Raw genomic sequence first — 23,238 nt, 5'->3', positions numbered from 1 at the left:
GTTCGCGGTGCCGCCGTTCGCGTGACCTCGGTTCGCGCTGCCGCCGTTGGTGCTGCCGCCGTTCGCGCTGACCGATGCTGGTGCCGAGCGGGGGCCGCCCGGCGCGGCGTCGGCGCCTGGGTCGTTTCCGGCCGACGCGCCGCCGGGACGGGCGGCCTCCGGCCAGTCCTCGTCATCCGTCGCCTCGTTCGCCGGGGCACCGCCGCCGGGGCGCGCCGCCTCCGGCCAACCGTCCTCGTCATCGGCCGCGCCGGGCTGCGCTGCGCCTACCCCGCCCGCCCTCTGACCATCTGCGGACGACCCATGAGTCGGCCCGGCGGCACCGGTCGAGGTTGGCGCGCTGGCCGGCTCACCGACGGTGTTGACGTCCGGCGCAGCGTCGGGGTTGGTTGCGACAGGCGGCGCGCTCGGTGCGCTGGAAGCGATCGGTGCGACAGGCGGCAGGCCGGTAGCGGCAGGCACGGTCGGTGCAGCGCTCGGGCTGGGTGCAGCGGGAGGTGCGCTCGTCGGGCCGACAGGTGCGCTCGGTGTGGCAGGCGACGCGCTCGGTGAGCCGGCAGCAATCGGTGCGGCGGGCGGCTCGCTGGTGGCAGCAGCCGCGTTCGGCGCAGCGGGAGGTGCGACGGGCCGGGCCGGAGCGGCCGGCTGTGAGCGCTGCGAGCCGGACAGCGACACGCCACCGCGCTCACCGGCCACCTCGCAGCGGATCTGCCAGCGCCCGCCCAACTCCTCGTAGAGCGCGTCGGTCAGCACAGCCGCGTGATCGGCCATCATCTTGGCCAGCACGGTCGACTTCACCGTCAGCACCAGCATGTCGCCGTCGAGTTCGCGCACCACCGCGTCGCGCATCAGGGCCGCGATCCGCTTGTTGGTCCGGTTGACCTTGCCGACCACGTCGGGCCAGACGCGACGGACCGCGACCGCGTCCAGCGCGGCAGCCGGCGCACCCGGTCGCGGTGGCACGGGCGTGGCCGGGTCGGGGAGCACCGCCGACGGCGGCACCACGCGACGCTGGGCCGGTGAGGCGGTGCCCGGCCCGGCTGGCGAGACGGGTGCGCCCTGGTCAGCGGATGCCGACCCGACGGTGGTCGACGCGCCGGGTGACGCCAGGATCGGCGAGTCCGCAGCCGAGGCAGGCACACCCGACACGGGCGCGCCCGAGGTCGGGACACCCGAGGCCGGAGCGCTCGACGCCGCAGCGGTCGGAGCACGACCGGCCGAGGCCGGAGCGCTCAGGCCCGCAGCGCTCAGGCCCGCACTGCTCTGGGTCGGGGACGACGCCGGGTCGACCTCCCACGGCGGTGCCGAGGTCGGGGCGTTGGCGGGTGCCGGGCCTGCGGCAGCCGGGACCGGTGGGGCTTGCTGTGGGCGTACCCCTGGGGTGGTGGCCGGCGCGAAGCCGGCGGCGGCCGACGGCGCGTCGGTGCCGCTCAGGGTGAGCCGACGTTCCATCCGTTCGAGGCGCTGGAGGAGGCCACCGGTGGAGTCGTCCACGCCGGGCAGCAGCATCCGGGCGCAGATCAGCTCCAGCAGCAGGCGGGGCGCGGTGGTGCCGCGCATCTCCACCAGCCCGTCGTGCACGATGTCGGCGCAGCGGGAGAGCGTGGCCGGGCCGAGCTGCGAGGCCTGGGCGGCCATCCGCTCGATCTGGTCGGCCGGGCCGTCGATGAGGCCCTTCGCGGCGGCGTCCGGCACCTGCTGGATCACGATGAGGTCGCGTAGCCGTTCCAGCAGGTCGGCGGCGAACCGGCGCGGGTCGTGCCCGGCCTCGGCGACCCGGTCGACGGTGGCGTACGCGGCGGCGCCGTCCCCGGCGGCCAGCGCGTCGCACATCTCGTCGATCAGCGCGGCGTCGGTGACCCCGAGCAGCGCGGCGGCCCGCGCGTAGGTGACGCCCTCCGGGCCTGCGCCGGCCATGAGCTGGTCGAGCACCGAGAGGCTGTCCCGGGCGCTACCGCCGCCGGCACGGACCACCAGCGGGAAGACCGCCGGTTCGACGGCGACGCCCTCGGCCTGGGTGAGCTGCTCCAGGTACGGGCGGAGCACCTTCGGCGGGATCAGCCGGAACGGGTAGTGGTGGGTCCGCGAACGGATCGTGCCGAGGACCTTCTCCGGTTCGGTGGTGGCGAAGATGAACTTGACGTACTCCGGGGGCTCCTCGACCAGCTTGAGCAGGGCGTTGAAGCCCTGGGTCGAGACCATGTGCGCCTCGTCGATCACGTAGATCTTGAAGCGGCTGCTGGCTGGCGCGAAGAAGGCGCGCTCGCGCAGCTCACGGGCGTCGTCGACACCACCGTGGCTGGCGGCGTCGATCTCGATCACGTCGATCGAGCCGGCACCGTCGGTGGCCAGCGAGCGGCAGGACTCACACTTGCCGCACGGCTCGGGGGTGGGGCCCTGCTCACAGTTGAGCGAGCGGGCCAGGATCCGGGCGCTGGAGGTCTTGCCGCAGCCGCGCGGCCCGGAGAAGAGGTAGGCGTGGTTGAGCCGTCCGCTGCGCAGCGCCTGCGACAGCGGTTCGGTCACGTGCTCCTGACCGATGACCTCAGCGAAGGTACGCGGCCGGTACTTGCGGTAGAGCGCCAGCGTCACTCGTCCCGCCTCCTCTCGACCGAGCCATTCTGCGCCGGTCGGGCGCGGGTGACCACCCACCACCCCGGGCGCCTGGGTTGCCGCACGTCGGCCCTGCTTGATCGACCGGGCCGCCGGGGCTTGATCGACCCCGCGCCACGCTTGATCGACTCGGCTTCCTGGAAACCGTGGTGTCCGCGTGGCCGGGACACCCCGACTTCACGGAAGTCGAGTGGATCAACCAGCCCGCAGACAAAAAGGCCTCCCGTGCACCCGGCAGAGCTCGCTTATCCTTGCTGCCTTCCGGCCCTGGGGAGGTTCACGAGATACCGCCGCACGGGAGGTGCCGCCAAGCCTACCCGACCGCCCGTCGATCTTCAGGGGGTGGTGGGGTGGCCCGGCCGACGGAGGCCTGTATCCTGGCTCGCGGAGGATTCGCCTAGAGGCCTAGGGCGCACGCTTGGAAAGCGTGTTGGGTTTACACCCTCACGAGTTCGAATCTCGTATCCTCCGCTCTCTTGAGCGGCACAACGACAGGGCCGGCCCCACTGGGGACCGGCCCTGAGTCGTTCTCCGCCCCCGCGCCGGAAACCACGCCCCGCGCGCGGAACGCCCCAACCAGCGACCCCCTTCAGGCGCGGGCGCGTGCCCAGGAGAGGAAGCGGTCGGCAAGACGCGCTGGTTCGACCTCCCGGAGCTGTGCGCTGGCCTCGGCCTGGAGCGTCGCCAGGTAGATGGTCAGCGCCAGCCGGTCGTGCCGGTACTCGCCGAGCAGCCGCAGCTTGGCCGCCGAGCACGGCCAGGCGATGCCGCACGCCGCGCAACGCCAGGTGGGGCGGGTCGGCAGGTGGTTCCGGTGGCGGCGGCGGGGCATGGACGAACCTCCTTCGCGGTGGACGGGGGTCGCCCCGTCGGGGCGACCCCCGGACTGACGCCGACCGCCGGGCTTCTGCGCCTCCACCGGTCACGCCGTCTTCTGTGAACCACCCTCGGGCGCGTCACCGGACAGGTACACCGCGTAACGATATGGTTCTCAGATATTTGGGACATCCGATGGAGGAGCCGTGAACGACGCGCTTCGGGTGGCGCTCAGCGACACCGGGCACACCACCGAATCCCTCGCCGAGACCGTCGGCGTCGACCCGAAGACCGTGGGGCGCTGGTTGACCGAGGGGCGCATCCCGCACCCCCGGCACCGCCTGGCGGCGGCCGAGGCACTCCACAAGGACGTGTCGGACATCTGGCCGGACACTTCAAGACGTCGTGACCCCATTTGGTTTCGCCCCTGGCAGGAGATCGAGCGCGAGGCGGTGTCACTGCGCTGGTACGAGTCGACCGTGCTGCCGGGGCTGTTGCAGACCGAGGCGTACGCCAGGGCGGTGCTGAGCGGCGCGGGCCTGATCCCCCGGGGTGACATCGAGCGACACCTGGCGGTCCGGCTGGGCCGGCAGGGCGTGCTCAGGCGGGATGACCCGCCGCAGTTCACGGCGGTCGTGGACGAGGCGGTCATCCGTCGCCCGGTGGGCGGCGGGTCGACCATGCGCGAGCAACTGCTGGCCGTCGTCGCGGCCTGCGCCGAGCCGCACATCCGGGTGCACGTCGTGCCCAGCGCGGTCGGCGCCTACGCGGGGCTGAACGGGCCGTTCGTGATCGCGCACAGCCACGACCACCGGGTCGCCGGCTATCTGGACAACCAACTCCAGGGACAAGTCGCTAGCGACCCCGAGGACATCGCGGCCATGATGGCGGCATGGGAGAACGTGCGCGGGGAGGCGTTGTCCCACTGGCAGTCGGTCGACCTGATGAGGGAAGTGGCGCAGACATGGAGCTGAACGGCGCACGGTGGCGTAAGAGCAGCCGCAGCAGCGGCAACGGCGGCGCATGTGTCGAGGTCGCCGACAACCTGCCCGGCGTCGTCGGCGTACGGGATTCCAAGGACCCGACCGGCCCGGCGCTCACCTTCGCGCCGGCGACCTGGCGGGCGTTCGTCACCCGGCTCGGCATGCGGCTCTGACCAGGGCCCGAATCCGTCGTACACATGTTCTATCCACAGGCTGTGGACAGGGCAGGTCTGCGTCAGGAGCCGTCGCGGAGGTCGGCGAGGCGTTCCGGCCGGAAGCTGATCTCGTCGAAGGTCACGCTGCACCCGTCGCCGGTCGGTGACTGGCCGGCGAAGCCGATCCGGTCGCCGGTCGTCTCGCCGTCGAAACTGAACACGCGGATCAACTGCCAGGTCGTGCCGTCGACGGACGCGTGGTACGCGTAGACCCGGCCGATCCGCGAGACGCGCAGCCAGACCGAGCGGTCGGCCACCACGAAGGCGTTCGCATCGTCGGCGACACCACGGCAGATGACGGACACGATCATGGGCTCACCCTCGGGTGAGAACTCGAAGCACAACTTGCCCCAGCACCGCTCGTCCCGCCAGAGCAGCAGCACCCCGGCATCGAAGGTCGCGGCGAAGGCCACGCTGACCTTGGCGCTGAACTGGAAGTCGCCCTGCGGCGGCAGGTCACCGAGCAGCGTCGCCGCGTTGAGGACGGGCGCGGCGTTCTCGTCCCCGTCGACGCTGCCGCCGCTCGGGTCGATGAAGATGTCCGTGCGCGGCTGCGCCAACACCGTCACCGCCCCGGTCGTCCCGTCCACCTGCCAGAGCCCCTCCGGCGAGGGCGCGAGCGGAGACGGCATACCGGGAACGGTCAGTTGGTCAGCCATGACCAGGACCGTACAACGGGTCCCGGCAGGGAGTCAGCCGCCGCTGGGCGGGTACGGTCCGGGAATCGACGCCGGCCAGCCGGGAAACCGTCGTACACATGTTCTATCCACAGGCTGTGGACGGCGGAGGGTTCGATGGCGTACCAGCTCAGCGCGGTGGTCGCGGACGCCGAGCTGCTGCGCGAGCAGACCGCCGAGCTGGATCACGCGGTCCTCGGCGAGCTGCGCCAGGATTTCGGGTTGTTGCCGATCACCCCGCAGCTGGTGGTGGAGCTGACCGGGTCGCTGCCGGATTTCGCAACGGACGACCGCAACGCCGAGCACCCGTTCGGCCTGGTGCTGTCGCCGACGCTGACCGAGTCGCTGACCCGCTGGTCCGAGGCGGGGCCGGTGGCATACCTGGAGGCGGAGTTCGGCGGCGGCACCGGCTACCAGTCGGCCGCGGTGTGGCTGGGTGGGACGCTCTCGTGGGGTCCGGGCTTCGACGACGTGTTGGACGCGCCGCGCGGGCAGTGGCCGATCAACGCGGCGCTGACCCGGCTCGGTGTCGAGCCCGGCGAGTGGATCGACCCGTTCGCCGAACTGGGGTTGCACCTGGAGCGCAACACCGAGGGTTGGCTGGCGCACGGGCGGCGTCGACTCAGCGCCGACTATTGGGATGAGCTGGTCGAACAGTGGGAAAACCAGTAATCCGGCGATCGCCAGCAACCTGAGGGCTCCCGTTCCGTTGGGGACTGGGGGATTCCATGAAATTGCGACAATTTGCTTTTATTGCCATGCTGATGACGGCTGCCTCGATTGCGGGCAGCGGCGTACCACCAACCGGGTCGATCCCGCACGGCCGGCCCGCCGGCAGCGTGGAGATCATCGACCTGAACGGCCTGCGCAACATCGAGTTCGGTGACACCGAGGATGAGCTGACCCAGCGCGGCATCCTGCGAACCAGCCTGGACGCGTGCGGGCCGATGCTCGTCGGCCACGACACGGTCAGCCCGGTCTTCGTGGAGGACAGACTGGTGCTGCTCTGGGTCGGCGACCCGATGCGGACACCGGAGGGCATAACGGTGGGCTCACCCGTCGACCAGGTCTGGGCCCGCTATCCGCTGGTGACCGGACTCGACGCTCCACAGGGGACGCACCGCCTCGACGGGCTGCTCGCCCGCAACGGCGACCGCGCGTACCTGTTCCTGCACGACGGACGCACGGTCCGGAAAACCATCGCGGGGTACGCCGACTGGGCCCGCCGCCTCTTCGACGAGGGCGTCGGCCCCTGCTGAGGCGGCGAGCGCTCAGACCGTCTGAGTGGCCTGCTCGGGCAGCCGCGCCCCAGACGCCGCGGCGAAACCGGCGAGCGCGATCTCCGCCGCCTGTCGCAGGTCCTCGCGGCTGACCCCGGCGGCGGCGTGCACCGCCTGCCCCTCGCTGACGATCATGACGAAGCGGGCGAGCGCGACCGGGTCGGCGTGAGCGGGTAGGTCGCCTTCGGCGACGGCGCGGGCGAACCGGTCGGCGAGAGCCCCTTCGCCGGCCAGTCGGCTGGCGGCGAGGAACCCGGCAACGGGCGCGTTGTCGCTGGAGCAGGCGGTGCCGCCCTGGATCGACAGGCAACCGGCGGGCCGGTCGGTACGCGTCACGGCAACCACGTTCTCCCGCAGCAGGGTGGCGACCACCTCGTACGCGGTCGGTTGGGCGAACGCGTTCCGCGCGTACGCCATGTCCTTTTCGGCGTAGCGGGCCACGGCCTTGCGGAACAGTTCCTCCTTACCGCCGTAGGCGGCGTAGAGGCTGGGTTTGTTGATGCCCATCGCGGCGGTGAGGTCGCTCACCGACGCGCCTTCGTACCCCTGCCGCCAGAACACCTCGACTGCGCGCTCCAGCGCCTCGTCGGCGTCGAATCCACGGGGTCGTCCTCGCTGTGGCACTGCCCACCACCTCTCTGGGGCCATCCTACCCGCGGCCCAACCGATCGGTACAGAAATTTGCGGACGCCGCCGGTGGTTGCTACGGTCGGATCAGTACCGCTCGGTACATAAATAGTCGAAGGAGATCCATCGTGGGACAGCTCGACGGCAAGACCGCCCTCGTCACCGGGGGCACCACGGGCATCGGCCTGGCCACCGCCCGCCGCTTCGCCGCCGAAGGCGCGTACGTCTTCGTCACCGGCCGACGCAAGGGCCCGCTGGACGAGGCCGTGGCCAGCATCGGGGCGAACGTCACGGGTATCGCCAGCGATGTGAGCAACCTCGACGACCTGGACCGGGTGATGCGGGCGATCGAGGCCCGGGGCGCCGGGCTGGACGTGGTGTTCGCCAACGCCGGCGGCGGCGAGTTCCGGACGCTCGACTCGATCACGGTCGAGCACATCGCCAACACCTTCGACACCAACATCTACGGCACCGTCTTCACCGTGCAGAAGGCCCTGCCCCTGCTCAACGAGGGCGCCTCTGTCGTGTTGACCGGCTCGACGGCCGCCAGCAACGGCACCCCGGCGTTCAGCGTCTACGCCGCGTCCAAGGCCGCCATCCGCTCGTTCGGCCGCACCTGGGCCGCCGAGCTGATGGGCCGGAAGATCCGGGTCAACACCCTGATCCCCGGCTCGACCGAGACCCCCGGGCTCGCCGGCCTCGCGCCCAGCCCCGCGGAGGCACCCGGCCTGCTCCAGTCCATCGCCTCGGGCGTGCCCATGGGCCGGATGGCCCACCCGGACGAGATCGCCAACGCCGCGCTCTTCCTCGCGTCCGACCAGAGCAGCTTCATGACCGGCGGCGAACTGTTCGTCGATGGCGGCGAGCAGCAGCTCTGAGACCGAACGCGGAACGCCCGGCAGATCCTCGCGGATCTGCCGGGCGTTCTCGCACTACAGGAGCGGTGGCGGAGGGATTTGAACCCTCGGAGGGCGTTAACCCTCACACGCTTTCGAGGCGTGCTCCTTAGGCCGCTCGGACACGCCACCGCCGACGAGGGTACAGGACCGCTGGTTCCGACGCCGAACCGGTATCGCCCGTGCCGGCCTGGCAGGATCTTTGTCATGAGTACGCACATCGGCGCGAAGCCGGGCGAGATCGCCGAGCGGGTCCTGATGCCGGGCGACCCCCTGCGGGCCAAGTGGATCGCGGAGACCTACCTCGAGGGCGCCACCTGCTACTCGACGGTCCGGGGCATGCTGGGTTTCACCGGCCGCTGGAACGGCGTCGAGGTTTCCGTCCAGGGCTCCGGCATGGGTATGCCGTCAGCCTCCATCTATGCCCATGAGCTGATCAACGAGTACGGCGTGAAGACGCTGATCCGGGTCGGCTCCTGCGGTGCCCTCAGCACCGACCTGCAACTGCGGGACGTGGTGGCGGCCATCGGGTCGTCCACCGACTCCAACATGAACCGGATGCGCTTCGACGGGCTGATCGACTACGCCCCGGTGGCCGACTTCGGGCTGCTGCGTACCTCGGTCGAGGTGGCTGAGCGGCGCGGCATCACGATGCACGTCGGGCCGATCCTGGCGGCGGACGCCTTCTACACCGACCGGCCGGACCTCTACGACACCCTGGCCGACTACGGCGTGCTGGCGGTGGAGATGGAGTCGGCGGCGCTCTACACGATCGCCGCCCGGTTCAAGGCCCGCGCGCTGACCGTGCTGACCGTCAGCGACCACATCAAGACCGGCGAGAAGACCACCTCCGAGGAGCGGGAGCAGACCTTCAGCCAGATGGTCGAGATCGCCCTCGACACGATCATCGCCTGACCCGTCCGGGCGGCGTCACCACGACGAGCGTGATGACTGTGTGGCATAAATATGCCTCACAGTCATCACGCTCTCTCGCATCACGCCGACCCGAGCCGGAGCCACGCCGACCCGAGCCACGCCACACCGACCCGACCCGAGCCACGCCACACCGACCCGAGCCACGCCACGCCGCGCCCGAGCCACGCCGCGCCCGCGCCACGCCGGTCAGACCGCGGCCAGCGCCTCCGTCGGCGAGAGGCGGGCGGCGCGCACCGCCGGGTAGAGGCCCGCGAAGCCGCCGATGACCAGGGTCGCGCCCACCCCGCCGAGCATCGCCCAGGCCGGCACCACGGTCGGCCAGCCCTGGGACAGCGCGTAGCCCGAGGTGACCAGGATGCCCAGCACCACCCCACCGATCCCGCCGAGCGCGGAGAGCAGCAGCGACTCGGCGAGGAACTGGGTCCGTACCTGGCCGCGGGTGGCCCCGAGTGACCGCCGCAGGCCGATCTCGGCCCGCCTTTCCAGCACCGAGATCACCATGGTGTTCGCCACCCCGACGCCGCCGACCAGCAGCGCGACCGCGCCCAGGCCCAACAGCAGGCCGGTGAACGCGTCGTCGGTCGCCTCGGCGGCGGCCAGCGCGTCCGAGGGCCGGGACACCTCCACCTCGTTCGGCGCCTCCGGGTTCGTGGTCGCGCCGAGCACCGACCGGACGGCCTCGACCTGCGACTCCTGCGCCCTGGTGTAGACGGTGGTCGGGTGGCCGTCGAAGCTCAGGTAGGCGGTCGCCGCCGGCCAGCCGACCAACGCCGACGTGTCCAGTTCCGGGGCCAGTGGCGCGGCGGCGAGGGTGCCGACCACGGTGAACGGCCGCCCGCCCAGCCACACCTGCACCTGCGGATCGGCCGCGGTGATCCCGAGTCGCTGCGCCGCGGTCGCGCCGAGCACGACCGCCGGATAGCGGGCGGTCGCCTCGTTGAGCCAGGTGCCGGTGGCCACCTCGGCCCCGACGGTGCCGAGCAGGTCCAGCCGGGCCGCCCGGGTGGCGATGCCCCCGGTCTCCGCCGCCGGGATCCGATCCGAGCGGTAGACCTTGGCGTCGGAGACCTGCCCGGTCGCGGACACCCCGGTCACCGGGCCGATCCGTCCGATCATCGCGATCGACTCCTCGGGCAGTTGTGCGTCCGCGCCGAACAGGGTGTTGCCGGGCTCGACCGTGAGCAGGTTGGTGCCGAGCGCGTCGAGCGCCCGGTCCAACTCGGCGCGGGACGACGACGAGATGCCGACGACCGCGATCATCGCGGCGATACCGATGGCGATGCCCAGCGCGGAGAGGAACGCCCGCAGCGGGCGGGTCCGTAGCCCCACCCCACCGACTCGCAGGACGTCCGCCGGTCCCAACCGGGCCGGGTTGAGGCGGCCCGAGGTCGACGTCGCCATCAGCCGACTCCGCCCGGCGTGAAGGCCGAGTCGTGCCGCACCGCGCCGTCGCGCATCCGCACCTGCCGGGGCAGGCTCTCCGCGATCTCCCGATCGTGGGTGATCACCACGACGGTGGTGCCCGCCCGGTGCAGGCCGTGCAGCAGCTCCAGCACCCCCGCGCCGGAACTGGAGTCGAGGTTGCCGGTCGGCTCGTCGGCGAGCAGCACCGCCGGCTCACCGACTACCGCGCGGGCCACGGCCACCCGCTGCCGCTCGCCGCCGGACAGCTCGTGCGGCCGGTGACCCAACCGGTGGCCCAGGCCAACCCGGACCAGCGCGGCCTCCGCCCGTTCGCGCCGCCGCCGCAGCGGTACGCCGGAGTAGAGCAACCCGTCGGCCACGTTCTCCACGACCGGGACGCCGGGCGCGAGGTGGAACTGCTGGAAGACGAAACCGATCCGGGTGGCCCGCAGTGCGGACAGCTCCCGGTCGGTCAGCTTCGCCGCGTCGTACCCGTCGATGAGCACGCTGCCCGACGACGGCCGGTCCAGCGTCCCGATCAGATGCAGCATGGTCGACTTTCCCGACCCGGACGGACCGACGATCGCCACCAGCTCGCCGTAGCCGATCCGCAGGGAGACATCGTCCAGCGCGACGACCTCGCCGGCGTACCTCTTGCTGACCCGGTCGAGCACGATCACGTCGCCGGTCACGTCGGCACCACCACCGTCATGCCCTCGGTGACGGCGGTGCCGGTGACCTCCACCCGGCCGTCGGCGAACAGCCCGGTGGTCACCGCGACGACCCGACTCGCGTCACCCTCGGCGACCTGGACGCCGTAGCCGCCCTCGGCGAGCGCCAACAGCGCCGCCACCGGCACGGTGAGCACGTCGCGGCGCTCCGAGACGGTGAAGGTGACGTCCGCGCTGGCCTGGTCGAAGCCGGTGAGGGCCTTCGGGTCGGTCACCGCGACGGTCACCTGGATCTTCGTCTCGGGGTCACCGGACTGCCCGTTGGCACCGGCCGCACCGGCCTGGACGATCGTCTCTACCGTGCTGATCGCGCCCGCCACCTCCCTGCCGTCCGGCAGCGTCACGGTGACCTTCGCGTCCTGCTTGGCCAGCCGCTGGTCGTCCACGTCCAGCTCGACCGTGACGACCCGGCTGGTGCCGGTGTAGGTGAGCACCGCCTGGCCGGGCTGGGTGAGGTCACCGACGTCGACCTGGTGGCTCTCCACCCGGACCTCCCGGTCGGCGTACACGATTCGCCCCGGCTCGACCCGACCGGTCTCGGCCAGGCCGAGGTCCTCCTGCCAGTCCCGGACGGCTTCCGCGGTGGAGCCGGTGTACTCGTCGTCGACCGTGAAACCCGTGTAGCCCAGCGCCGCGAGGTTCCGCTCGAACTGCGCGACGTCGGCACCCTCCACCCCGGGGGCGAGAGTCCGGTACGCGGGCAGCCCGCCGTAGAACAGCACCACCTCCTCGTTGTCGACCAGGTAGAGCGACTTGCCCCGCCGTACCGTCGACCCGGTGGCCGCCAGCCCGGTGACGGTGCCGCTGAGCTTCGCATTGGCGGTACGCGTCGTGCCGTACCCCAGCTCACCGTCGGCGGTCTCCGAGTCGGCGAGGGTCTGTCGGGTGACCGTGGCGGTGGCCGGCGGCGCGCTGCCGGCTCGGGCACGGTCGCCACCGGCACCGCCCCCGAAGCCCACCGCGGCGACCACGCCCACGGCGGCGACGAGCAGGACGATCCCCCCGGTCACGGCGGCGCGCCACCGCGAGCGTCGGATGCTGCCGGTCACCGGCCACCGCCGAACTCCGGCGCGAGCTGCCGGCACTTCTCCAGCGCGGCCTTCATGGCCGGATCGCTGATGTCGAACGCCTTGCCCGCCGCCCCGATCTGGACGCGCCCGTCGGCGTCCGGGTCCGGGAAGTCCGGCACCCCGTTCTCCCGCATGCACCTGGCCAGCGTGCGCATCTGCTCGGCCTGCTCGGGGTTGAGCTGCGGTCCCTGCCCGCCGTTGGGCAGCTTGTCCCGGCACTTCTCCATGGCGGCCTGGACCTTCTGCTGATCCACGTCCCCGCCGAACCGGAAGCCCGGACGGCCGCCCGCCTCCGGGTCGGGCATGTCCACCCCGTTCTCGCGCATGCAGCGGGCGAAGTCGAGTTGCCGGTCCGAGTCACCGACCGGCGCGCCGCTCGCCGTGGCGCTGCTCTTCGCCCCACCGGCGGTCGCGACCCCGCCGCCGTCGTCGCCTCCCGCACCGCAACCGGCCAGCGCCAGGGCGAGCAGGACCGGGATCGCGAGCATCTGTCGTCGCATGGTGTCTGCTTCCGCTCAGGTCCGGCGCGGTTCGCCGGACGTGCCACCCAGTGCACGGCAGCGGGCGTATCCCCGGCGTAACCGAGAGCGGTTACGCCACCGTTACCGCACCCCGAGGACCATGGAGGGGTGAGAGTGCTGGTGGTCGAGGACGAGACCGTGCTGGCGGACGCCATCGCCGAGTGGTTGCGTCGTGAGTCGTTCGCTGTCGACGTGGCGTACGACGGGGACGCCGCGTTGGAACGGCTCGGCGTCAACGAGTACGCCGTGGTGGTCCTGGACCGGGACCTCCCGGTGGTGCACGGCGACGACGTGTGCCGGGCGATCGTGGACGCGGGCGGGGAGACCCGGGTGCTGATGCTGACCGCGTCGGCGGCCGTCCGGGAACGGGTGGCGGGGTTGGCACTCGGTGCCGACGACTACCTGACCAAGCCGTTCGCGCTGGTCGAGTTGTCGGCGCGGGTGCACGCGCTGACCCGCCGGGCCCGCCCGGCGGCCCCACCGACGCTGCGTCGCGCCGGCATCCAGCTCGACCCGGCCCGACACGAGGTACGCCGGGACGACCGGCACGTGGCGCTGTCCCGCAAGGAGTTCGCGGTGCTGGTCGAGCTGCTGCGCGCCGACGGCGCGGTGGTCTCCGCCGAGGAGCTGCTGGAACGCTCCTGGGACGAGCACATCGACCCGTTCACCAATGTCGTCCGGGTCACCGTGATGAAGCTGCGCCGCAAGCTCGGCGACCCGCCGGTGATCGAGACGGTGCCCGGAGCGGGGTACCAGATCCGATGAAACGCCTGACGATCCGCGCCCGGCTCACCCTCATCTACGGGGGGCTGTTCCTGCTGGCCGGCATGGTGCTGCTCGCCGTCACGTACGTGCTGGTGGATCAGCGGATGCCGCAGCCGTTCGGGGTGAAACTGCGCGACCTGCCGACACCGGCGACGACCCCCAACCCGGGCAGCGGCCAGAACATCGAAACCCTGCGCACCCTGGTCGAGCAGGCGCAGGACGAGGCGAAGCGCAACGCGCTGGAGTCGCTGCTCACCCAGGGCGGCATCGCGTTGATCGTGGTGTCGACAGCGGCGATCGCCTTCGGCTGGTTGCTCGCCGGTCGGGCGTTGCAGCCGCTGCACCAGGTCACCGACACCGCCCGGCGGATCGCCGGCGCGGACACCGCAGGCCGTGGCCTGCACGAACGGATCGCGCTCACCGGCCCGCGCGACGAGGTACGCGAACTCGCCGACACGTTCGACGAGATGCTGGAACGGTTGGACCGCTCCTTCGACGGGCAACGCCGGTTCGTGGCGAACGCCTCACACGAGCTGCGTACCCCGCTGGCGCTCAACCGCGCCCTGGTGGAGCTGGCGGTCACCCGAGCGGACGCGTCGGCGGAGACCCGGCGGCTGGGTGAGTCGCTGCTGGCGGTCAACGAGCGGCACGAGCGGCTGATCGACGGCCTGCTGACCCTGGCCGACTCGGAGAACGAGCTGACCGAGCGTACGCCGGTCGATCTGGCGGAGGTCTGCGCGTACGCGACCGACCAGGCCGGGAGGCAGGCGCCCGGCGTGCGGGTGCGGCGGGCCCTGGCCCCGGCGCCGGCCAGCGGTGACCCGGTGCTGCTGGAGCGGCTCACGTTCAACCTGGTCGAGAACGCGCTGCGTCACAACCTGCCCGCCGACGGCTGGGTGGAGGTGCGCACCGGACTGGTCGACGGCCGGCCGACCCTCACGGTGACCAACACCGGGCCGGTCATCCCCGGTTACGACGTCGAGACGATGTTCCAGCCCTTCCGACGGCTGTCGCGCGAGCGGGTCGCCGGTGGCCGGGGCTTCGGGTTGGGGCTGTCCATCGTCCGCGCGGTGGCCCGGGCCCACGGGGGCAGCGCCGAGGCGCAGCCCCGCCCGGCCGGCGGCCTGATCGTCACGGTCACCCTGCCGCCGACCTGACCGGCGGCACGGTCTCAGCGGAAGAACGCGCGCAGGACGGCGGCGGTCTCGGCCTCCAACACCCCGCCGTAGACCTCGGGGCGGTGGTTGAGCCGACGGTCACGCAGCACGTCCCAGAGCGATCCGGCCGCTCCGGTCTTGGGCTCCCACGCGCCGAAGACGACGGTGGAGACCCGGGCCAGCACCAGCGCACCCGCGCACATCGTGCACGGTTCGAGGGTGACCACCAGGGTGCAGCCGTCCAGTCGCCACCGGCCGACGCTCTCGGCACCTCGGCGCAGGGCCAGCACCTCGGCGTGGGCGGTGGGGTCGCCGGTCAGCTCCCGCTCGTTGCGCCCGATGGCCAGCTCGGTCCCGTCCGGCCCGTAGAGCACCGCGCCCACCGGCACGTCGTCCACATCCGTGGCACCTGTGGCAGCGTCGGCGGCGCCCGTGACGGCGACCTCCAGGGCACGGCGCATCCACAGCTCGTGCCGCTGCCGCCGGCCGACGTCGCCCCGGTCGGCCAGGCCCTCGTGGGCGCCCGGCCCGGCGCGGCCCACGGCACCGGGGGTCGGCTGCCCCGGTCGGATCGACTCCAGCGACGGATCGGTGGCGTCGGCCGGCTCAGACCTCACGCAGCTCCTCGACCTCGTCCACGCAGCCGAGCACCTGGCAGATCTCGGCGGTGACGTCCGCCGGCATCATCCCCTCGTGCGTACACAGGGTCAGCAGCTTCTGCGCGGAGATGCCCAGGTTGGCCAGCAGGTCGGCGTCGCCCACCGGGTCGGCCTCCGGGTCGACGACGGGCTGCTCGCTCTCCTCGTCGCCGCTCGACACCGGGCGCGGCTCCTCGTCGCCGTCGAGCCCGGTGACCGAGGTCTTCAGATCACCGACCAGCAGCGAACCGAGAGCGGACTCCTCGGCGAACGCGGAATCAGAGCCGAACACCCGCAGGTCGTCACCCTCGTCAAGGCGCAGGACCACCAGATAGGCGTCATCGGCCTCAACGAACAGCAGCGACACGTCGGCCTCCTGGTCGACGTCACGCAGCCGGTCAGCGACCTCGTCGATGTCGGTGGCGCCACGCAGGCTGACCTCGGCGGCGGTCCAGCCACTGTCGTCGCGCACCACGGCCGCAGCGAAGTACGACACGGTCCCCCCAATAGCCCCTCGGCTCAACGCCGACCCGTTACGCGTGCACGTTAGCCGGTCGCGTCGGCAGGCGACCGGTCAACGCCCCGAAGGGCCGGTCATTCCTGACAAAGTCGGATCAGCCGGCGACCCGACGGCGGGTGGCGATGAGCTGGCGCAGCCGCTCGGTGCGCTGCCGCTGCGGGCGGCTGCGCTGACGGACCGCGCGGGCACCCGCCAACTCGGCCAACAACTGAAGGCGGCGGCGGCTGCGATCCGGGTCCTGTCGCGGGGTGGTCCAGGCCATGGTGCCGAGCGTGCCGAGTCTCGGCGGCCACGTCAAGACGGCGTTCGCTACGCAGCCAACCGGGCACACGGCGCAGTCATGGACACCTGTTTCGGAGCCGTTTCGGGGCGGTCACCAGAGCAGTCGGTGACGCAGTCGGCGATCACCACAGCGGCCAGTCACCGCTGGTCGCCCAGCGGACCGCCAGCACGGCGGCGGCGATGCTCCAGCCTCCCGCCGTGACGATGGCGACCCCGGTGGCGACCCCTCGGTCGCCGTGGCGGACCAGCACCAGGGCGGTCAGCCACGCCAGCAGGCCCGCCGCCACCGTCCACCACGCGTAACTGGCCACATCGGTGCCGAGCAGACCGAACAGCAGGAACCAACCGGCCGCCGCGCCGCCGCCAGCGGCAACACCGCCGCCGGTGATCGGATGCGGCTCGCGGTAGGTGGGGCGGGCCGGGGGGCCGGCAGGAAAAAGACCCGACGGGGTACGCGCCACCGGGCGGGCGAAGGCACCGGGATCCGAGCCAGGTTCGGGTCGGGCGATGGTCACCGTCGCTGCCCTCCCCTCACGCGCGTCGCTCGTGCCCACGGTACCGGCTCTGCCAGGATGACCGGATGCCGTCGCCGACGATCGGCCGCCGCGCGCATCCGGCGTACCCGATCCTGCTGCTGCTCGTCCCGGTGCTGGCCGCCGGTTGCGCGACAACCCGGCCGGGGGTGCCGGCCGACGGTGCCGCGCCCACGCCGCCGGCGGTCTGGGCGACCGCCGAGCAGCCGGCGGCACCGTCGCCGTCGGCTGCCACCCCGACCCCGGCCTCGACACCGTCGTCGGCCGGGCCGTCGGTGACGGCACCGCGCACCGGGCTGCGGCATGTCTTTCCGGTACGCGCCGACGACGTCGACTACCACCCGACGCACGGGGCGTACCCGGCCACGGATCTCTTCGCCGACTGCGGTGAACCGTTCGTCGCGGTGACCGACGGGACGGTGCTGGAGGTGAGCCGGGTCGACCGGTACTCGAAGCGGGGGCCGCAGGGCCCGGAGAACGGCGGCCTGTCGGTCTCCCTGCTCGGCGACGACGGGGTGCGCTACTACGGCTCGCACCTGAGTGTCGTGTCCGGCGGCGTCGACGCCGGGGTGCGGGTACGCGCCGGGCAGCAGCTCGGCAAGGTGGGGCGCACCGGCAACGCCAACAACGTGTGCCACGTGCACTTCGGCATCTCGCCGCCGTGTGCGGGCAAGGACGGCTGGTGGATCCGGCGCGGGGTGCTCTGGCCGGCCCGCTACCTGGATTCCTGGCGGCGCGGCGGCAACAGGGAACCGGCCGCCGAGGTCACCGCATGGCAGCGCAAACACGGCTGCCCGAAGGCTCCCTGACCGGCGCGGCACCGACTAGGTTCGGTGGGATGAAGGCCCGGGATCCCATCGCCGACCTGCGCCGGATCGCGTTCCTGTTGGAGCGTGCGAACGAGGCCACCTATCGGGTGCGGGCGTTCCGGTCGGCGGCGAAGGCGCTGGCCGGCCTGTCGGCGACCGAGGTGGCCGATCGGGCGGGCAACGGCACGCTCACCGAGCTGGCCGGGGTTGGTGACGTCACGGCGCGTTGCGTGGCGGAGTCGCTGGCCGGTGAGGAGCCGGTCTACCTGCGGCGGTTGGTGGCGACCGAGGGCAGCGACCTGGACGCCGAGGCCACGGCGCTGCGCGCCGCCCTGCGGGGCGACTGCCACACCCACTCGGACTGGTCCGACGGCGGCTCGCCGATCGAGGAGATGGCGCTGGCCGCGGTGGAGTTGGGCCACGAGTACCTGGTGCTGACCGACCACTCGCCACGGCTGACGGTGGCCCGGGGCCTGACCGCGGCCCGGCTGCGCCGACAACTCGACCACGTCGCGCAGGTCAACGCGGCGCTGCCCGAGGGTTTCCGGATCCTCACCGGCATCGAGGTGGACATCCTCGCGGACGGCTCACTCGACCAGGACGACGAGCTGCTGGCCCGGCTGGACGTGGTGGTCGGGTCGGTGCACAGCAACCTCAAGGACGAGCGGTCGAAGATGACCCGTCGGATGCTGACCGCTGTCGCCAACCCGCACCTGGACATCCTCGGCCACGTCACCGGCCGGATGGTGTCGTCCCGCCCGGCCGGAGTGACCGGCCCGGGCGACCGGGGTCACCGGGCCCGGACCCGGGCCGAGAGCGACTTCGACGCGGACGCGGTCTTCGCCGCCTGCGCGGAGCACGACACCGCCGTCGAGATCAACTCTCGGCCGGAGCGTCAGGATCCGCCGAAGCGGCTGATCCGCCGCGCGCTGGAGGCGGGCTGCCGCTTCGCCATCAACACCGACGCCCACGCGCCCGGCCAGCTCGACTGGCAACGGTTCGGCTGCGAGCGGGCCGCTCTCTGCGGCGTCCCCGCCGACCGGGTGGTCAACACCTGGTCCGCGGAACAACTCGTGGACTGGACGCACAACCGAGCCTGACCGCAACGCCCCGCCCGACGGTGATCGACTCGGTTTTCTTGAAGTCGGGGTCTCCTGGCCCGGTGGACACCCCGATTTCAAAGAAGTCGAGTCGATCACCTCGCGGGGCGGTGACGCGGGGCGGTGACGCGGGGCGGTGACGCGGGGCGGTGACGCGGGGCGGTGACGCGGTGGGCCTCAGTGACGGACCGGCTCGGCGGCGGGAGCGGCGGGCGTACCCACGCCGATCACCGGCCGGGGCTGACGGCGGCCGAACACGCCCTGCGAGACAGCGACCCCGAGCAGCACGATCAGCGCGCCGACCGGTTGGTGCCAGTTGAGGCGTTCGTCGAGCGCCACGGCGCCGATCAGCACCGCGAAGATCGGAATCAGGTACGTGACGGTGGAGGCGGTGCTCGCGCCAGCCACCCGGATGTTGCGCATGTTGATCACGAACGCGAGCCCGGTGCCGAGGGCGCCGAGGATCAGCACACTGGCCACTACTCCTGCCGACAGCTCGGTGGGCAGCGGCGGCAGGCCGGCGACGAACGGGGCGACGATGGCCAACTGCCCGGCCGCAAGCAGCAGCTGCGCGGCGGACAACGACAGGCCGGAGTGCGCGCTGCCGGCGACGAACCGCTTCTGGTACGGGATGGCGACGCCATAGCAGGCGGCCGCGCCGAAGCACATCAGCTGGCCGGTGAAGTGGGCCCCGCCGATGCCCTCCCACACCCCGAGCACCACCAGCACGCCGAGGAAGCCCAGCCCGAGCCCGACCGCACGGCGCACGGTCAGCCGCTCGGTGCGGAAGACCAGGACCGCCAACGGCAGCACGATCAGTGGCGTGGTGGCGTTCCAGATGCCGGCCAGCATCGACTCGACCCGCTGCTCGCCGTAGCCGAAGAGAGTGAACGGCACGGCCACACCGAACGCGGCGACGACAGTCAGGTGTGCCCAGATCCGAGGCTCGCGGGGCAGCCGCTCGCGCAGCACAGCGAGGACGACGAGCAGGGTCAACGCGCCGGCGAGAACCCGGTAGAGAGTGAGCTGGACCGGGTGCAGCTCGGCCACCCCGACCTTGATGAAGAGGAAGCTGGAGCCCCAGATCGCGGCCAGGGCGACGAAGCCCGGCAACCAGGAACGAATCGGCGCTTTGTCAGGAGTGGTATCGGCGTTCACCCCTGACACTCTGCCGTAGCCGTCCGACAAAGTCGCACGCCTTTTCGGCCGTCGTACCCTGCCGGAACCTGTGGCTGAACACGACAAACGTCATCGACACGGGGACGGGGTGGTCACGTAGTGTCGCAGCGTGGGACGAATCGATGAACTAGCCAACCGATACGTGGCCGAGTGGGCGCCTCTGAGCCCCACCGGCGCGACCTTCGTCGGCATCGCCGGCCATGACGACCAGCTCGACGACCTCTCGCCCGAGGGTTACCGAGCACGCGCGGACCTCACCCGCCGTACTCTCGCCGACCTGGAGGTGACCGAGCCGGCAACCGAGTTGGAGCGGACCGCCAAGGAGGCCATGCAGGAACGGCTCGGTCTGGACCTCGCCCGGTACGACGCCGGCGAGGTGACCAGCGAGGTCAGCGTCATCACCAGCGGGCTGCACGAGATCCGCATGGTCTTCGACCTGATGCCGACCGCGACCGCCGACGAGCAGGCCAACATCGCGGCCCGGCTCAACGGCTTCGCCGGCGCGCTGGAGGGCTACAAGACCACTCTGCGCGAGGCGCTCGCCGCCGGTGAGGTCAGCTCGAAGGTGCAGCTGGTCGAGGTGGCCAAACAGTGCGACATCTGGGTCGACCCGACCGGGGACAACTTCTTCCACGGGCTGGTCGAGCGGCTCGGCGCGGAGGGCACGCTCGGCGCGGACCTGCGTCGGGGGGCTGCGGCGGCGACCGCGGCGACCGCCGAGTTCGGCCAGTTCCTGCGTACCGAGTTGGCCCCGCACGGGCGGGACAAGCAGGCCGCCGGCCGGGAGCGCTACGAGCTGGCCTCGCAGTACTTCCTCGGCGCAAAGGTCGACCTGGACGAGACGTACGCCTGGGGTTTCGCGGAGCTGGCCCGCCTGGAGGCGGAGATGCGGGTCGTCGCCGGGCGCATCGCCGGCTCCGGCGCCAGCGTCGACGAGGCCGTGGCCCGGTTGGACGCCGACCCGGCCCGGACCATCCAGGGCAAGGAGGCATTCCGGGACTGGATGCAGGCACTCGCCGACAAGGCGATCACCGAGCTGAACGGCACCCACTTCGACATCCCGGAGCAGGTCCGCCGCATCGAGTGCTGCCTCGCCCCGACCAGCGACGGCGCCATCTACTACACCGGCCCGAGTGAGGACTTCTCCCGCCCGGGCCGGATGTGGTGGGCGGTGCCGCAGGGCATCACCGACTTCTCCACCTGGCGCGAGGTGACCACCGTCTTCCACGAGGGCGTGCCGGGTCACCACCTCCAGGTGGCGCAGACCGCCGTGCGGGCCGACCTGCTCAACCGCTGGCAGCGGCTGCTCTGCTGGGTCTCCGGGCACGGCGAGGGCTGGGCGCTCTACTCGGAGCGACTGATGGACGAGTTGGGTTACCTGGAGGATCCGGGCGACAAGCTGGGCATGCTCGACGGTCAGGCGATGCGTGCGGCGCGGGTCATCGTGGACATCGGCATGCACCTGGAGCTGGAGATCCCGAAGGACAACCCGTTCGGCTTCCACCCGGGCGAGCGGTGGACGCCGGAACTGGGCTGGGAGTTCATGCGGGCGCACTGCCGGGTGCCGGACGAGAACCTGCGTTTCGAGCTGAACCGCTACCTGGGTTGGCCGGGGCAGGCCCCGTCGTACAAGGTCGGTGAGCGGATCTGGCTCCAGGCCCGCGAGGACGCCAAGGCCCGTAAGGGTGCGGATTTCGACCTGCGCGAGTTCCACCGGCAGGCGTTGGACCTGGGCGCGCTGGGTCTCGACCCGCTGCGCCGGGCGCTGGCCCGGCTCTGACCGCTGCGGCTGCGCGCGGTTCGACGGTACGACGAGTCCGTCGCCGCGCGCAGTCGTGCGCTCAGCCGAGGCTGAGTGCCAACGTCGGTCGCGCCGTCAGCGTGTCACTGGTGACGTACGCCAGGTCGATGACCGGGTCGGTGAACGTGATCGGGATGGGTGACGTGACCGGGAGTCCGTCCGGCAACGGCAGTTCCGGTGTCAGCGTGATCTTGATGCCGAGCAGCCGGCCGACGAACCGGGTGGCATAGAAGGCGACGTCTCCGCTGACGGTCAGCCGGTCCGTGGCGTACCGCTGGTTGCGCCCGGCCGGGCCGTCGGCGCGCAGCAGGAAGTCCTCGGTCACCGCCTCCCGCATACTGAACTTCAGCACCTTGAGATCGCCCTTCACGGTGTGCAGGTCGGTGATCCCCTCGAACCGCAGTCCGGTCATCCGCACCGACGACCCGGTGAGCTTCGACGGCGTCTGCGCCACGGTCGGCAGGCTCGGGTCGGCGGCGATGCGGGGCAGCGGTTTCCCCGGCTCCACCGTGCCCGGCTTCTCAGGTGCCCCCGGCCCGTCGGGCGCTCCTGGCCTGTCGGGCGCTCCTGGCTTGTCGGGCGTCCCTGGCCTTTCGGGCGCTCCTGGCTTGCCGGTGGGCGACGACGGGCAGGTCGCGGGTCCGGGACGCGTCGTCGGCGTGCCGCTCGGTTGCGCGGTCGGGCTCGCCGACGGCGTCGGGCTCGCCTTGCGGCGTCCACCGTTGAACAGGTCACCGATCCCGTCCAGGATGTCGGTGATCACGTTGCCACCCCTCGTCTGGGTCGGCGTCGGCGTGGCGGGGGTACGGCTGGGCGACGGCGGGACGCTCCGGGACGGGGTGGGGCAGACGGTCGTGGTGGGCCGGCTCGGGGCCGCCTGCACCGCTCCGGGCTGGGCGGCCAGCGTCGCGGCAGCGAGGCCGAGCACCACGAGGGCGATCCCGAAAGCCTTCGGATCGGCCGTACGCCCCGGCCACTCGGGCGGCGGGCCCGCGTCGGCCGGCCTGTTCCGGCCGAGCCCGGGAACACTCTGCTCGGGCACAGCCTGCTCGGGCACAGCCTGCTCGGGACCGGGCCGCTCGGGGTCGGACCGCTCGGGGTCGGACCGCTCGGGGTCGGGCCGCTCGGGGTCGGGCCGCTCGGGACCGGGCCGCTCGGGGTCGGACCGTTCGACGGCCGGGTGCTCCTCGGTCGACGCGTCGGTCGGATCGGGCGGGGGTGGGGCCGGGTGGGTCGGCGTCCACGCGAAGGCGAGCGCACTGCCGACGATGCCGAGCAGCAGGCCCACGAAGAAGCCGCCGAGGTTGAGCCCGATCAGCGAGTAGACCGCGGTCACCGCCGCGACGATCGAGTAGAACAGGCGCTGCGCCGGGGTGAACCAGAGCAGCAGGCCGCAGGTCACCAGGATGACCGGAATCAGCAGTGAGAGCAGACCACTCGCCCCGCTGTGGAAGCTGAGGCCGTTGAGGGTCATCCGGGTGGAGGCGAACATCTCCAGCCCGGCCAGGGCGGTGAGCAGCCCGCCCCAGAACGGTCGGCTGCGCTGCCAGCGGCGGAAGAGCCGCCACGCCTGCGCCGGACCGCCGGGCCGGGCGTGGGACGACTTCGCGGTTGTCACGTGCTCCTCCTGGCCGAGCGGGGGGGGGGGGGGCGGGGGCCCGGGCGGGGGGGGGGGGGTGGGGGGT

The 23,238-nt window shown here is 72.1% G+C and carries 25 protein-coding genes, 2 tRNA genes and 1 other RNA gene; 12 read left to right on the top strand and 16 right to left on the bottom strand.

Annotated features, from left to right (window positions below; genetic code table 11):
* Together LADH09A_RS29380 and ffs are read right to left on the bottom strand one after the other, a co-directional pair.
* A partial coding sequence (locus LADH09A_RS29380; protein WP_238648921.1) for a DNA polymerase III subunit gamma and tau occupies positions 1-2,592 on the bottom strand: 2,592 nt, incomplete at its 3' end.
* A 235-nt stretch (positions 2,593-2,827) separates the two neighbouring features.
* An RNA gene (gene ffs, locus LADH09A_RS29375) (signal recognition particle sRNA small type) lies at positions 2,828-2,917 on the bottom strand.
* 82 nt (positions 2,918-2,999) lie between these two features.
* Here ffs and LADH09A_RS29370 point away from each other — a divergent pair.
* Positions 3,000-3,084 (top strand) — tRNA-Ser (locus LADH09A_RS29370).
* Positions 3,085-3,202: 118 nt separating this feature from the next.
* Here the strand turns inward: LADH09A_RS29370 and LADH09A_RS29365 are convergent.
* Positions 3,203-3,445: a flavin reductase gene (locus tag LADH09A_RS29365; RefSeq protein WP_238648920.1), complete on the bottom strand. Its 243-nt coding sequence runs from the start codon at positions 3,443-3,445 to the stop codon at positions 3,203-3,205.
* A gap of 190 nt (positions 3,446-3,635) precedes the next feature.
* Between LADH09A_RS29365 and LADH09A_RS29360 the strand changes: the two genes are divergently transcribed.
* Positions 3,636-4,403, top strand: a complete 768-nt coding sequence (locus LADH09A_RS29360; RefSeq protein WP_238648919.1) for a helix-turn-helix domain-containing protein — start codon at positions 3,636-3,638, stop codon at positions 4,401-4,403.
* Positions 4,394-4,585 carry a DUF397 domain-containing protein gene (locus LADH09A_RS29355; RefSeq protein WP_238648918.1) on the top strand — a complete coding sequence of 64 codons (192 nt, stop codon included), beginning with the start codon at positions 4,394-4,396 and terminating at the stop codon, positions 4,583-4,585. Before LADH09A_RS29360 ends, LADH09A_RS29355 begins: the two co-directional genes overlap by 10 nt.
* Positions 4,586-4,647: 62 nt before the next feature.
* Here LADH09A_RS29355 and LADH09A_RS29350 read toward each other — a convergent pair whose 3' ends face one another.
* Complete coding sequence (locus tag LADH09A_RS29350) at positions 4,648-5,286, bottom strand: DUF1349 domain-containing protein (RefSeq protein WP_238648917.1); 639 nt, start codon at positions 5,284-5,286, stop codon at positions 4,648-4,650.
* A 135-nt stretch (positions 5,287-5,421) separates the two neighbouring features.
* On the opposite strand from LADH09A_RS29350, the gene LADH09A_RS29345 reads away from it, so the two are divergent.
* On the top strand, positions 5,422-5,976 hold the full coding sequence (locus LADH09A_RS29345; RefSeq protein WP_238648916.1) for a hypothetical protein: 555 nt from the start codon (positions 5,422-5,424) through the stop codon (positions 5,974-5,976).
* A 92-nt stretch (positions 5,977-6,068) separates the two neighbouring features.
* A complete protein-coding gene (locus LADH09A_RS29340; RefSeq protein ID WP_238648915.1) occupies positions 6,069-6,563 on the top strand; it encodes a hypothetical protein in 495 nt (164 codons plus the stop codon).
* Positions 6,564-6,575: 12 nt separating this feature from the next.
* On the opposite strand, the gene LADH09A_RS29335 is transcribed toward LADH09A_RS29340, so the two are convergent.
* Entirely contained in the window at positions 6,576-7,208 is a 633-nt protein-coding gene (locus LADH09A_RS29335; protein ID WP_238648914.1) for a TetR/AcrR family transcriptional regulator, read from the bottom strand.
* Between the two features lie 131 nt (positions 7,209-7,339).
* Here LADH09A_RS29335 and LADH09A_RS29330 point away from each other — a divergent pair, with 131 nt between their 5' ends.
* A complete protein-coding gene (locus tag LADH09A_RS29330; protein ID WP_238648913.1) occupies positions 7,340-8,089 on the top strand; it encodes an SDR family oxidoreductase in 750 nt (249 codons plus the stop codon).
* 63 nt (positions 8,090-8,152) lie between these two features.
* Here LADH09A_RS29330 and LADH09A_RS29325 read toward each other — a convergent pair.
* A tRNA-Ser gene (locus tag LADH09A_RS29325) sits at positions 8,153-8,239 on the bottom strand.
* 75 nt (positions 8,240-8,314) lie between these two features.
* On the opposite strand from LADH09A_RS29325, the gene deoD reads away from it, so the two are divergent.
* A complete protein-coding gene (gene deoD / locus LADH09A_RS29320) occupies positions 8,315-9,022 on the top strand; it encodes a purine-nucleoside phosphorylase (protein WP_074315244.1) in 708 nt (235 codons plus the stop codon).
* A 207-nt stretch (positions 9,023-9,229) separates the two neighbouring features.
* On the opposite strand, the gene LADH09A_RS29315 is transcribed toward deoD, so the two are convergent.
* The 4 genes from LADH09A_RS29315 to LADH09A_RS29300 are packed head-to-tail and all read right to left on the bottom strand — an operon-like array spanning position 9,230 to position 12,748.
* Positions 9,230-10,444 carry an ABC transporter permease gene (locus LADH09A_RS29315; protein WP_238648912.1) on the bottom strand — a complete coding sequence of 405 codons (1,215 nt, stop codon included), beginning with the start codon at positions 10,442-10,444 and terminating at the stop codon, positions 9,230-9,232.
* Positions 10,444-11,127 (bottom strand): ABC transporter ATP-binding protein, encoded by a 684-nt coding sequence (locus tag LADH09A_RS29310; RefSeq protein ID WP_238648924.1) that lies wholly within the window; start codon positions 11,125-11,127, stop codon positions 10,444-10,446. The genes LADH09A_RS29315 and LADH09A_RS29310 overlap by 1 nt, the downstream gene beginning before the upstream one ends.
* Before the next feature lie 8 nt (positions 11,128-11,135).
* Positions 11,136-12,227 carry a peptidoglycan-binding protein gene (locus LADH09A_RS29305; RefSeq protein WP_238648911.1) on the bottom strand — a complete coding sequence of 364 codons (1,092 nt, stop codon included), beginning with the start codon at positions 12,225-12,227 and terminating at the stop codon, positions 11,136-11,138.
* Positions 12,224-12,748 carry a hypothetical protein gene (locus LADH09A_RS29300; protein ID WP_238648910.1) on the bottom strand — a complete coding sequence of 175 codons (525 nt, stop codon included), beginning with the start codon at positions 12,746-12,748 and terminating at the stop codon, positions 12,224-12,226. The genes LADH09A_RS29305 and LADH09A_RS29300 overlap by 4 nt, the downstream gene beginning before the upstream one ends.
* A gap of 129 nt (positions 12,749-12,877) precedes the next feature.
* Between LADH09A_RS29300 and LADH09A_RS29295 the strand changes: the two genes are divergently transcribed.
* Both LADH09A_RS29295 and LADH09A_RS29290 read left to right on the top strand, forming a co-directional pair.
* Entirely contained in the window at positions 12,878-13,534 is a 657-nt protein-coding gene (locus LADH09A_RS29295; RefSeq protein WP_238648909.1) for a response regulator transcription factor, read from the top strand.
* The gene (locus LADH09A_RS29290; RefSeq protein ID WP_238648908.1) at positions 13,531-14,691 is read left to right on the top strand and encodes a sensor histidine kinase; all 1,161 of its coding nucleotides are present in this window, start codon (positions 13,531-13,533) and stop codon (positions 14,689-14,691) included. The genes LADH09A_RS29295 and LADH09A_RS29290 overlap by 4 nt, the downstream gene beginning before the upstream one ends.
* Positions 14,692-14,705: 14 nt before the next feature.
* On the opposite strand, the gene LADH09A_RS29285 is transcribed toward LADH09A_RS29290, so the two are convergent.
* The 4 genes from LADH09A_RS29285 to LADH09A_RS29270 form a co-directional block, all read right to left on the bottom strand.
* Entirely contained in the window at positions 14,706-15,152 is a 447-nt protein-coding gene (locus LADH09A_RS29285) for a nucleoside deaminase (RefSeq protein ID WP_238648923.1), read from the bottom strand.
* Positions 15,153-15,297: 145 nt separating this feature from the next.
* Complete coding sequence (locus LADH09A_RS29280) at positions 15,298-15,825, bottom strand: tRNA adenosine deaminase-associated protein (protein WP_238648907.1); 528 nt, start codon at positions 15,823-15,825, stop codon at positions 15,298-15,300.
* A 118-nt stretch (positions 15,826-15,943) separates the two neighbouring features.
* A complete protein-coding gene (locus LADH09A_RS29275; protein WP_167454701.1) occupies positions 15,944-16,111 on the bottom strand; it encodes a hypothetical protein in 168 nt (55 codons plus the stop codon).
* A gap of 142 nt (positions 16,112-16,253) precedes the next feature.
* A complete protein-coding gene (locus LADH09A_RS29270) occupies positions 16,254-16,646 on the bottom strand; it encodes a hypothetical protein (RefSeq protein ID WP_372492374.1) in 393 nt (130 codons plus the stop codon).
* 65 nt (positions 16,647-16,711) lie between these two features.
* On the opposite strand from LADH09A_RS29270, the gene LADH09A_RS29265 reads away from it, so the two are divergent.
* Both LADH09A_RS29265 and LADH09A_RS29260 read left to right on the top strand, forming a co-directional pair.
* Positions 16,712-17,473 carry a M23 family metallopeptidase gene (locus tag LADH09A_RS29265; protein WP_238648906.1) on the top strand — a complete coding sequence of 254 codons (762 nt, stop codon included), beginning with the start codon at positions 16,712-16,714 and terminating at the stop codon, positions 17,471-17,473.
* Positions 17,474-17,502: 29 nt separating this feature from the next.
* Positions 17,503-18,573 (top strand): PHP domain-containing protein, encoded by a 1,071-nt coding sequence (locus LADH09A_RS29260; RefSeq protein ID WP_238648905.1) that lies wholly within the window; start codon positions 17,503-17,505, stop codon positions 18,571-18,573.
* 177 nt (positions 18,574-18,750) lie between these two features.
* Here the strand turns inward: LADH09A_RS29260 and LADH09A_RS29255 are convergent, their stop codons facing one another.
* Positions 18,751-19,731 (bottom strand): DMT family transporter, encoded by a 981-nt coding sequence (locus tag LADH09A_RS29255; RefSeq protein ID WP_238648904.1) that lies wholly within the window; start codon positions 19,729-19,731, stop codon positions 18,751-18,753.
* Positions 19,732-19,861: 130 nt separating this feature from the next.
* On the opposite strand from LADH09A_RS29255, the gene LADH09A_RS29250 reads away from it, so the two are divergent.
* Positions 19,862-21,532 (top strand): DUF885 domain-containing protein, encoded by a 1,671-nt coding sequence (locus tag LADH09A_RS29250; protein WP_238648903.1) that lies wholly within the window; start codon positions 19,862-19,864, stop codon positions 21,530-21,532.
* A 61-nt stretch (positions 21,533-21,593) separates the two neighbouring features.
* On the opposite strand, the gene LADH09A_RS29245 is transcribed toward LADH09A_RS29250, so the two are convergent.
* Positions 21,594-23,171: a DUF6114 domain-containing protein gene (locus LADH09A_RS29245; protein ID WP_238648902.1), complete on the bottom strand. Its 1,578-nt coding sequence runs from the start codon at positions 23,169-23,171 to the stop codon at positions 21,594-21,596.
* Positions 23,172-23,238: the final 67 nt, after the last annotated feature.

It is taken from the genome of Micromonospora cabrerizensis, assembly GCF_022230955.1.
Classification (GTDB): Bacteria; Actinomycetota; Actinomycetes; order Mycobacteriales; family Micromonosporaceae; genus Micromonospora; species Micromonospora cabrerizensis.
This window is presented reverse-complemented; position numbering and strand designations above follow the sequence as displayed.

What these genes read in the sequence shown, in the direction of transcription:
- LADH09A_RS29365 (WP_238648920.1), bottom strand. Translation starts at nt 3,445, where the DNA reads ATGCCCCGCCGCCGCCACCGGAACCACCTGCCGACCCGCCCCACCTGG.
- LADH09A_RS29355 (WP_238648918.1), top strand. Translation starts at nt 4,394, where the DNA reads ATGGAGCTGAACGGCGCACGGTGGCGTAAGAGCAGCCGCAGCAGCGGC.
- LADH09A_RS29350 (WP_238648917.1), bottom strand. Translation starts at nt 5,286, where the DNA reads ATGGCTGACCAACTGACCGTTCCCGGTATGCCGTCTCCGCTCGCGCCC.
- LADH09A_RS29345 (WP_238648916.1), top strand. Translation starts at nt 5,422, where the DNA reads ATGGCGTACCAGCTCAGCGCGGTGGTCGCGGACGCCGAGCTGCTGCGC.
- LADH09A_RS29340 (WP_238648915.1), top strand. Translation starts at nt 6,069, where the DNA reads ATGACGGCTGCCTCGATTGCGGGCAGCGGCGTACCACCAACCGGGTCG.
- deoD (WP_074315244.1), top strand. Translation starts at nt 8,315, where the DNA reads ATGAGTACGCACATCGGCGCGAAGCCGGGCGAGATCGCCGAGCGGGTC.
- LADH09A_RS29315 (WP_238648912.1), bottom strand. Translation starts at nt 10,444, where the DNA reads ATGGCGACGTCGACCTCGGGCCGCCTCAACCCGGCCCGGTTGGGACCG.
- LADH09A_RS29300 (WP_238648910.1), bottom strand. Translation starts at nt 12,748, where the DNA reads ATGCGACGACAGATGCTCGCGATCCCGGTCCTGCTCGCCCTGGCGCTG.
- LADH09A_RS29290 (WP_238648908.1), top strand. Translation starts at nt 13,531, where the DNA reads ATGAAACGCCTGACGATCCGCGCCCGGCTCACCCTCATCTACGGGGGG.
- LADH09A_RS29285 (WP_238648923.1), bottom strand. Translation starts at nt 15,152, where the DNA reads ATGCGCCGTGCCCTGGAGGTCGCCGTCACGGGCGCCGCCGACGCTGCC.
- LADH09A_RS29275 (WP_167454701.1), bottom strand. Translation starts at nt 16,111, where the DNA reads ATGGCCTGGACCACCCCGCGACAGGACCCGGATCGCAGCCGCCGCCGC.
- LADH09A_RS29265 (WP_238648906.1), top strand. Translation starts at nt 16,712, where the DNA reads ATGCCGTCGCCGACGATCGGCCGCCGCGCGCATCCGGCGTACCCGATC.
- LADH09A_RS29260 (WP_238648905.1), top strand. Translation starts at nt 17,503, where the DNA reads ATGAAGGCCCGGGATCCCATCGCCGACCTGCGCCGGATCGCGTTCCTG.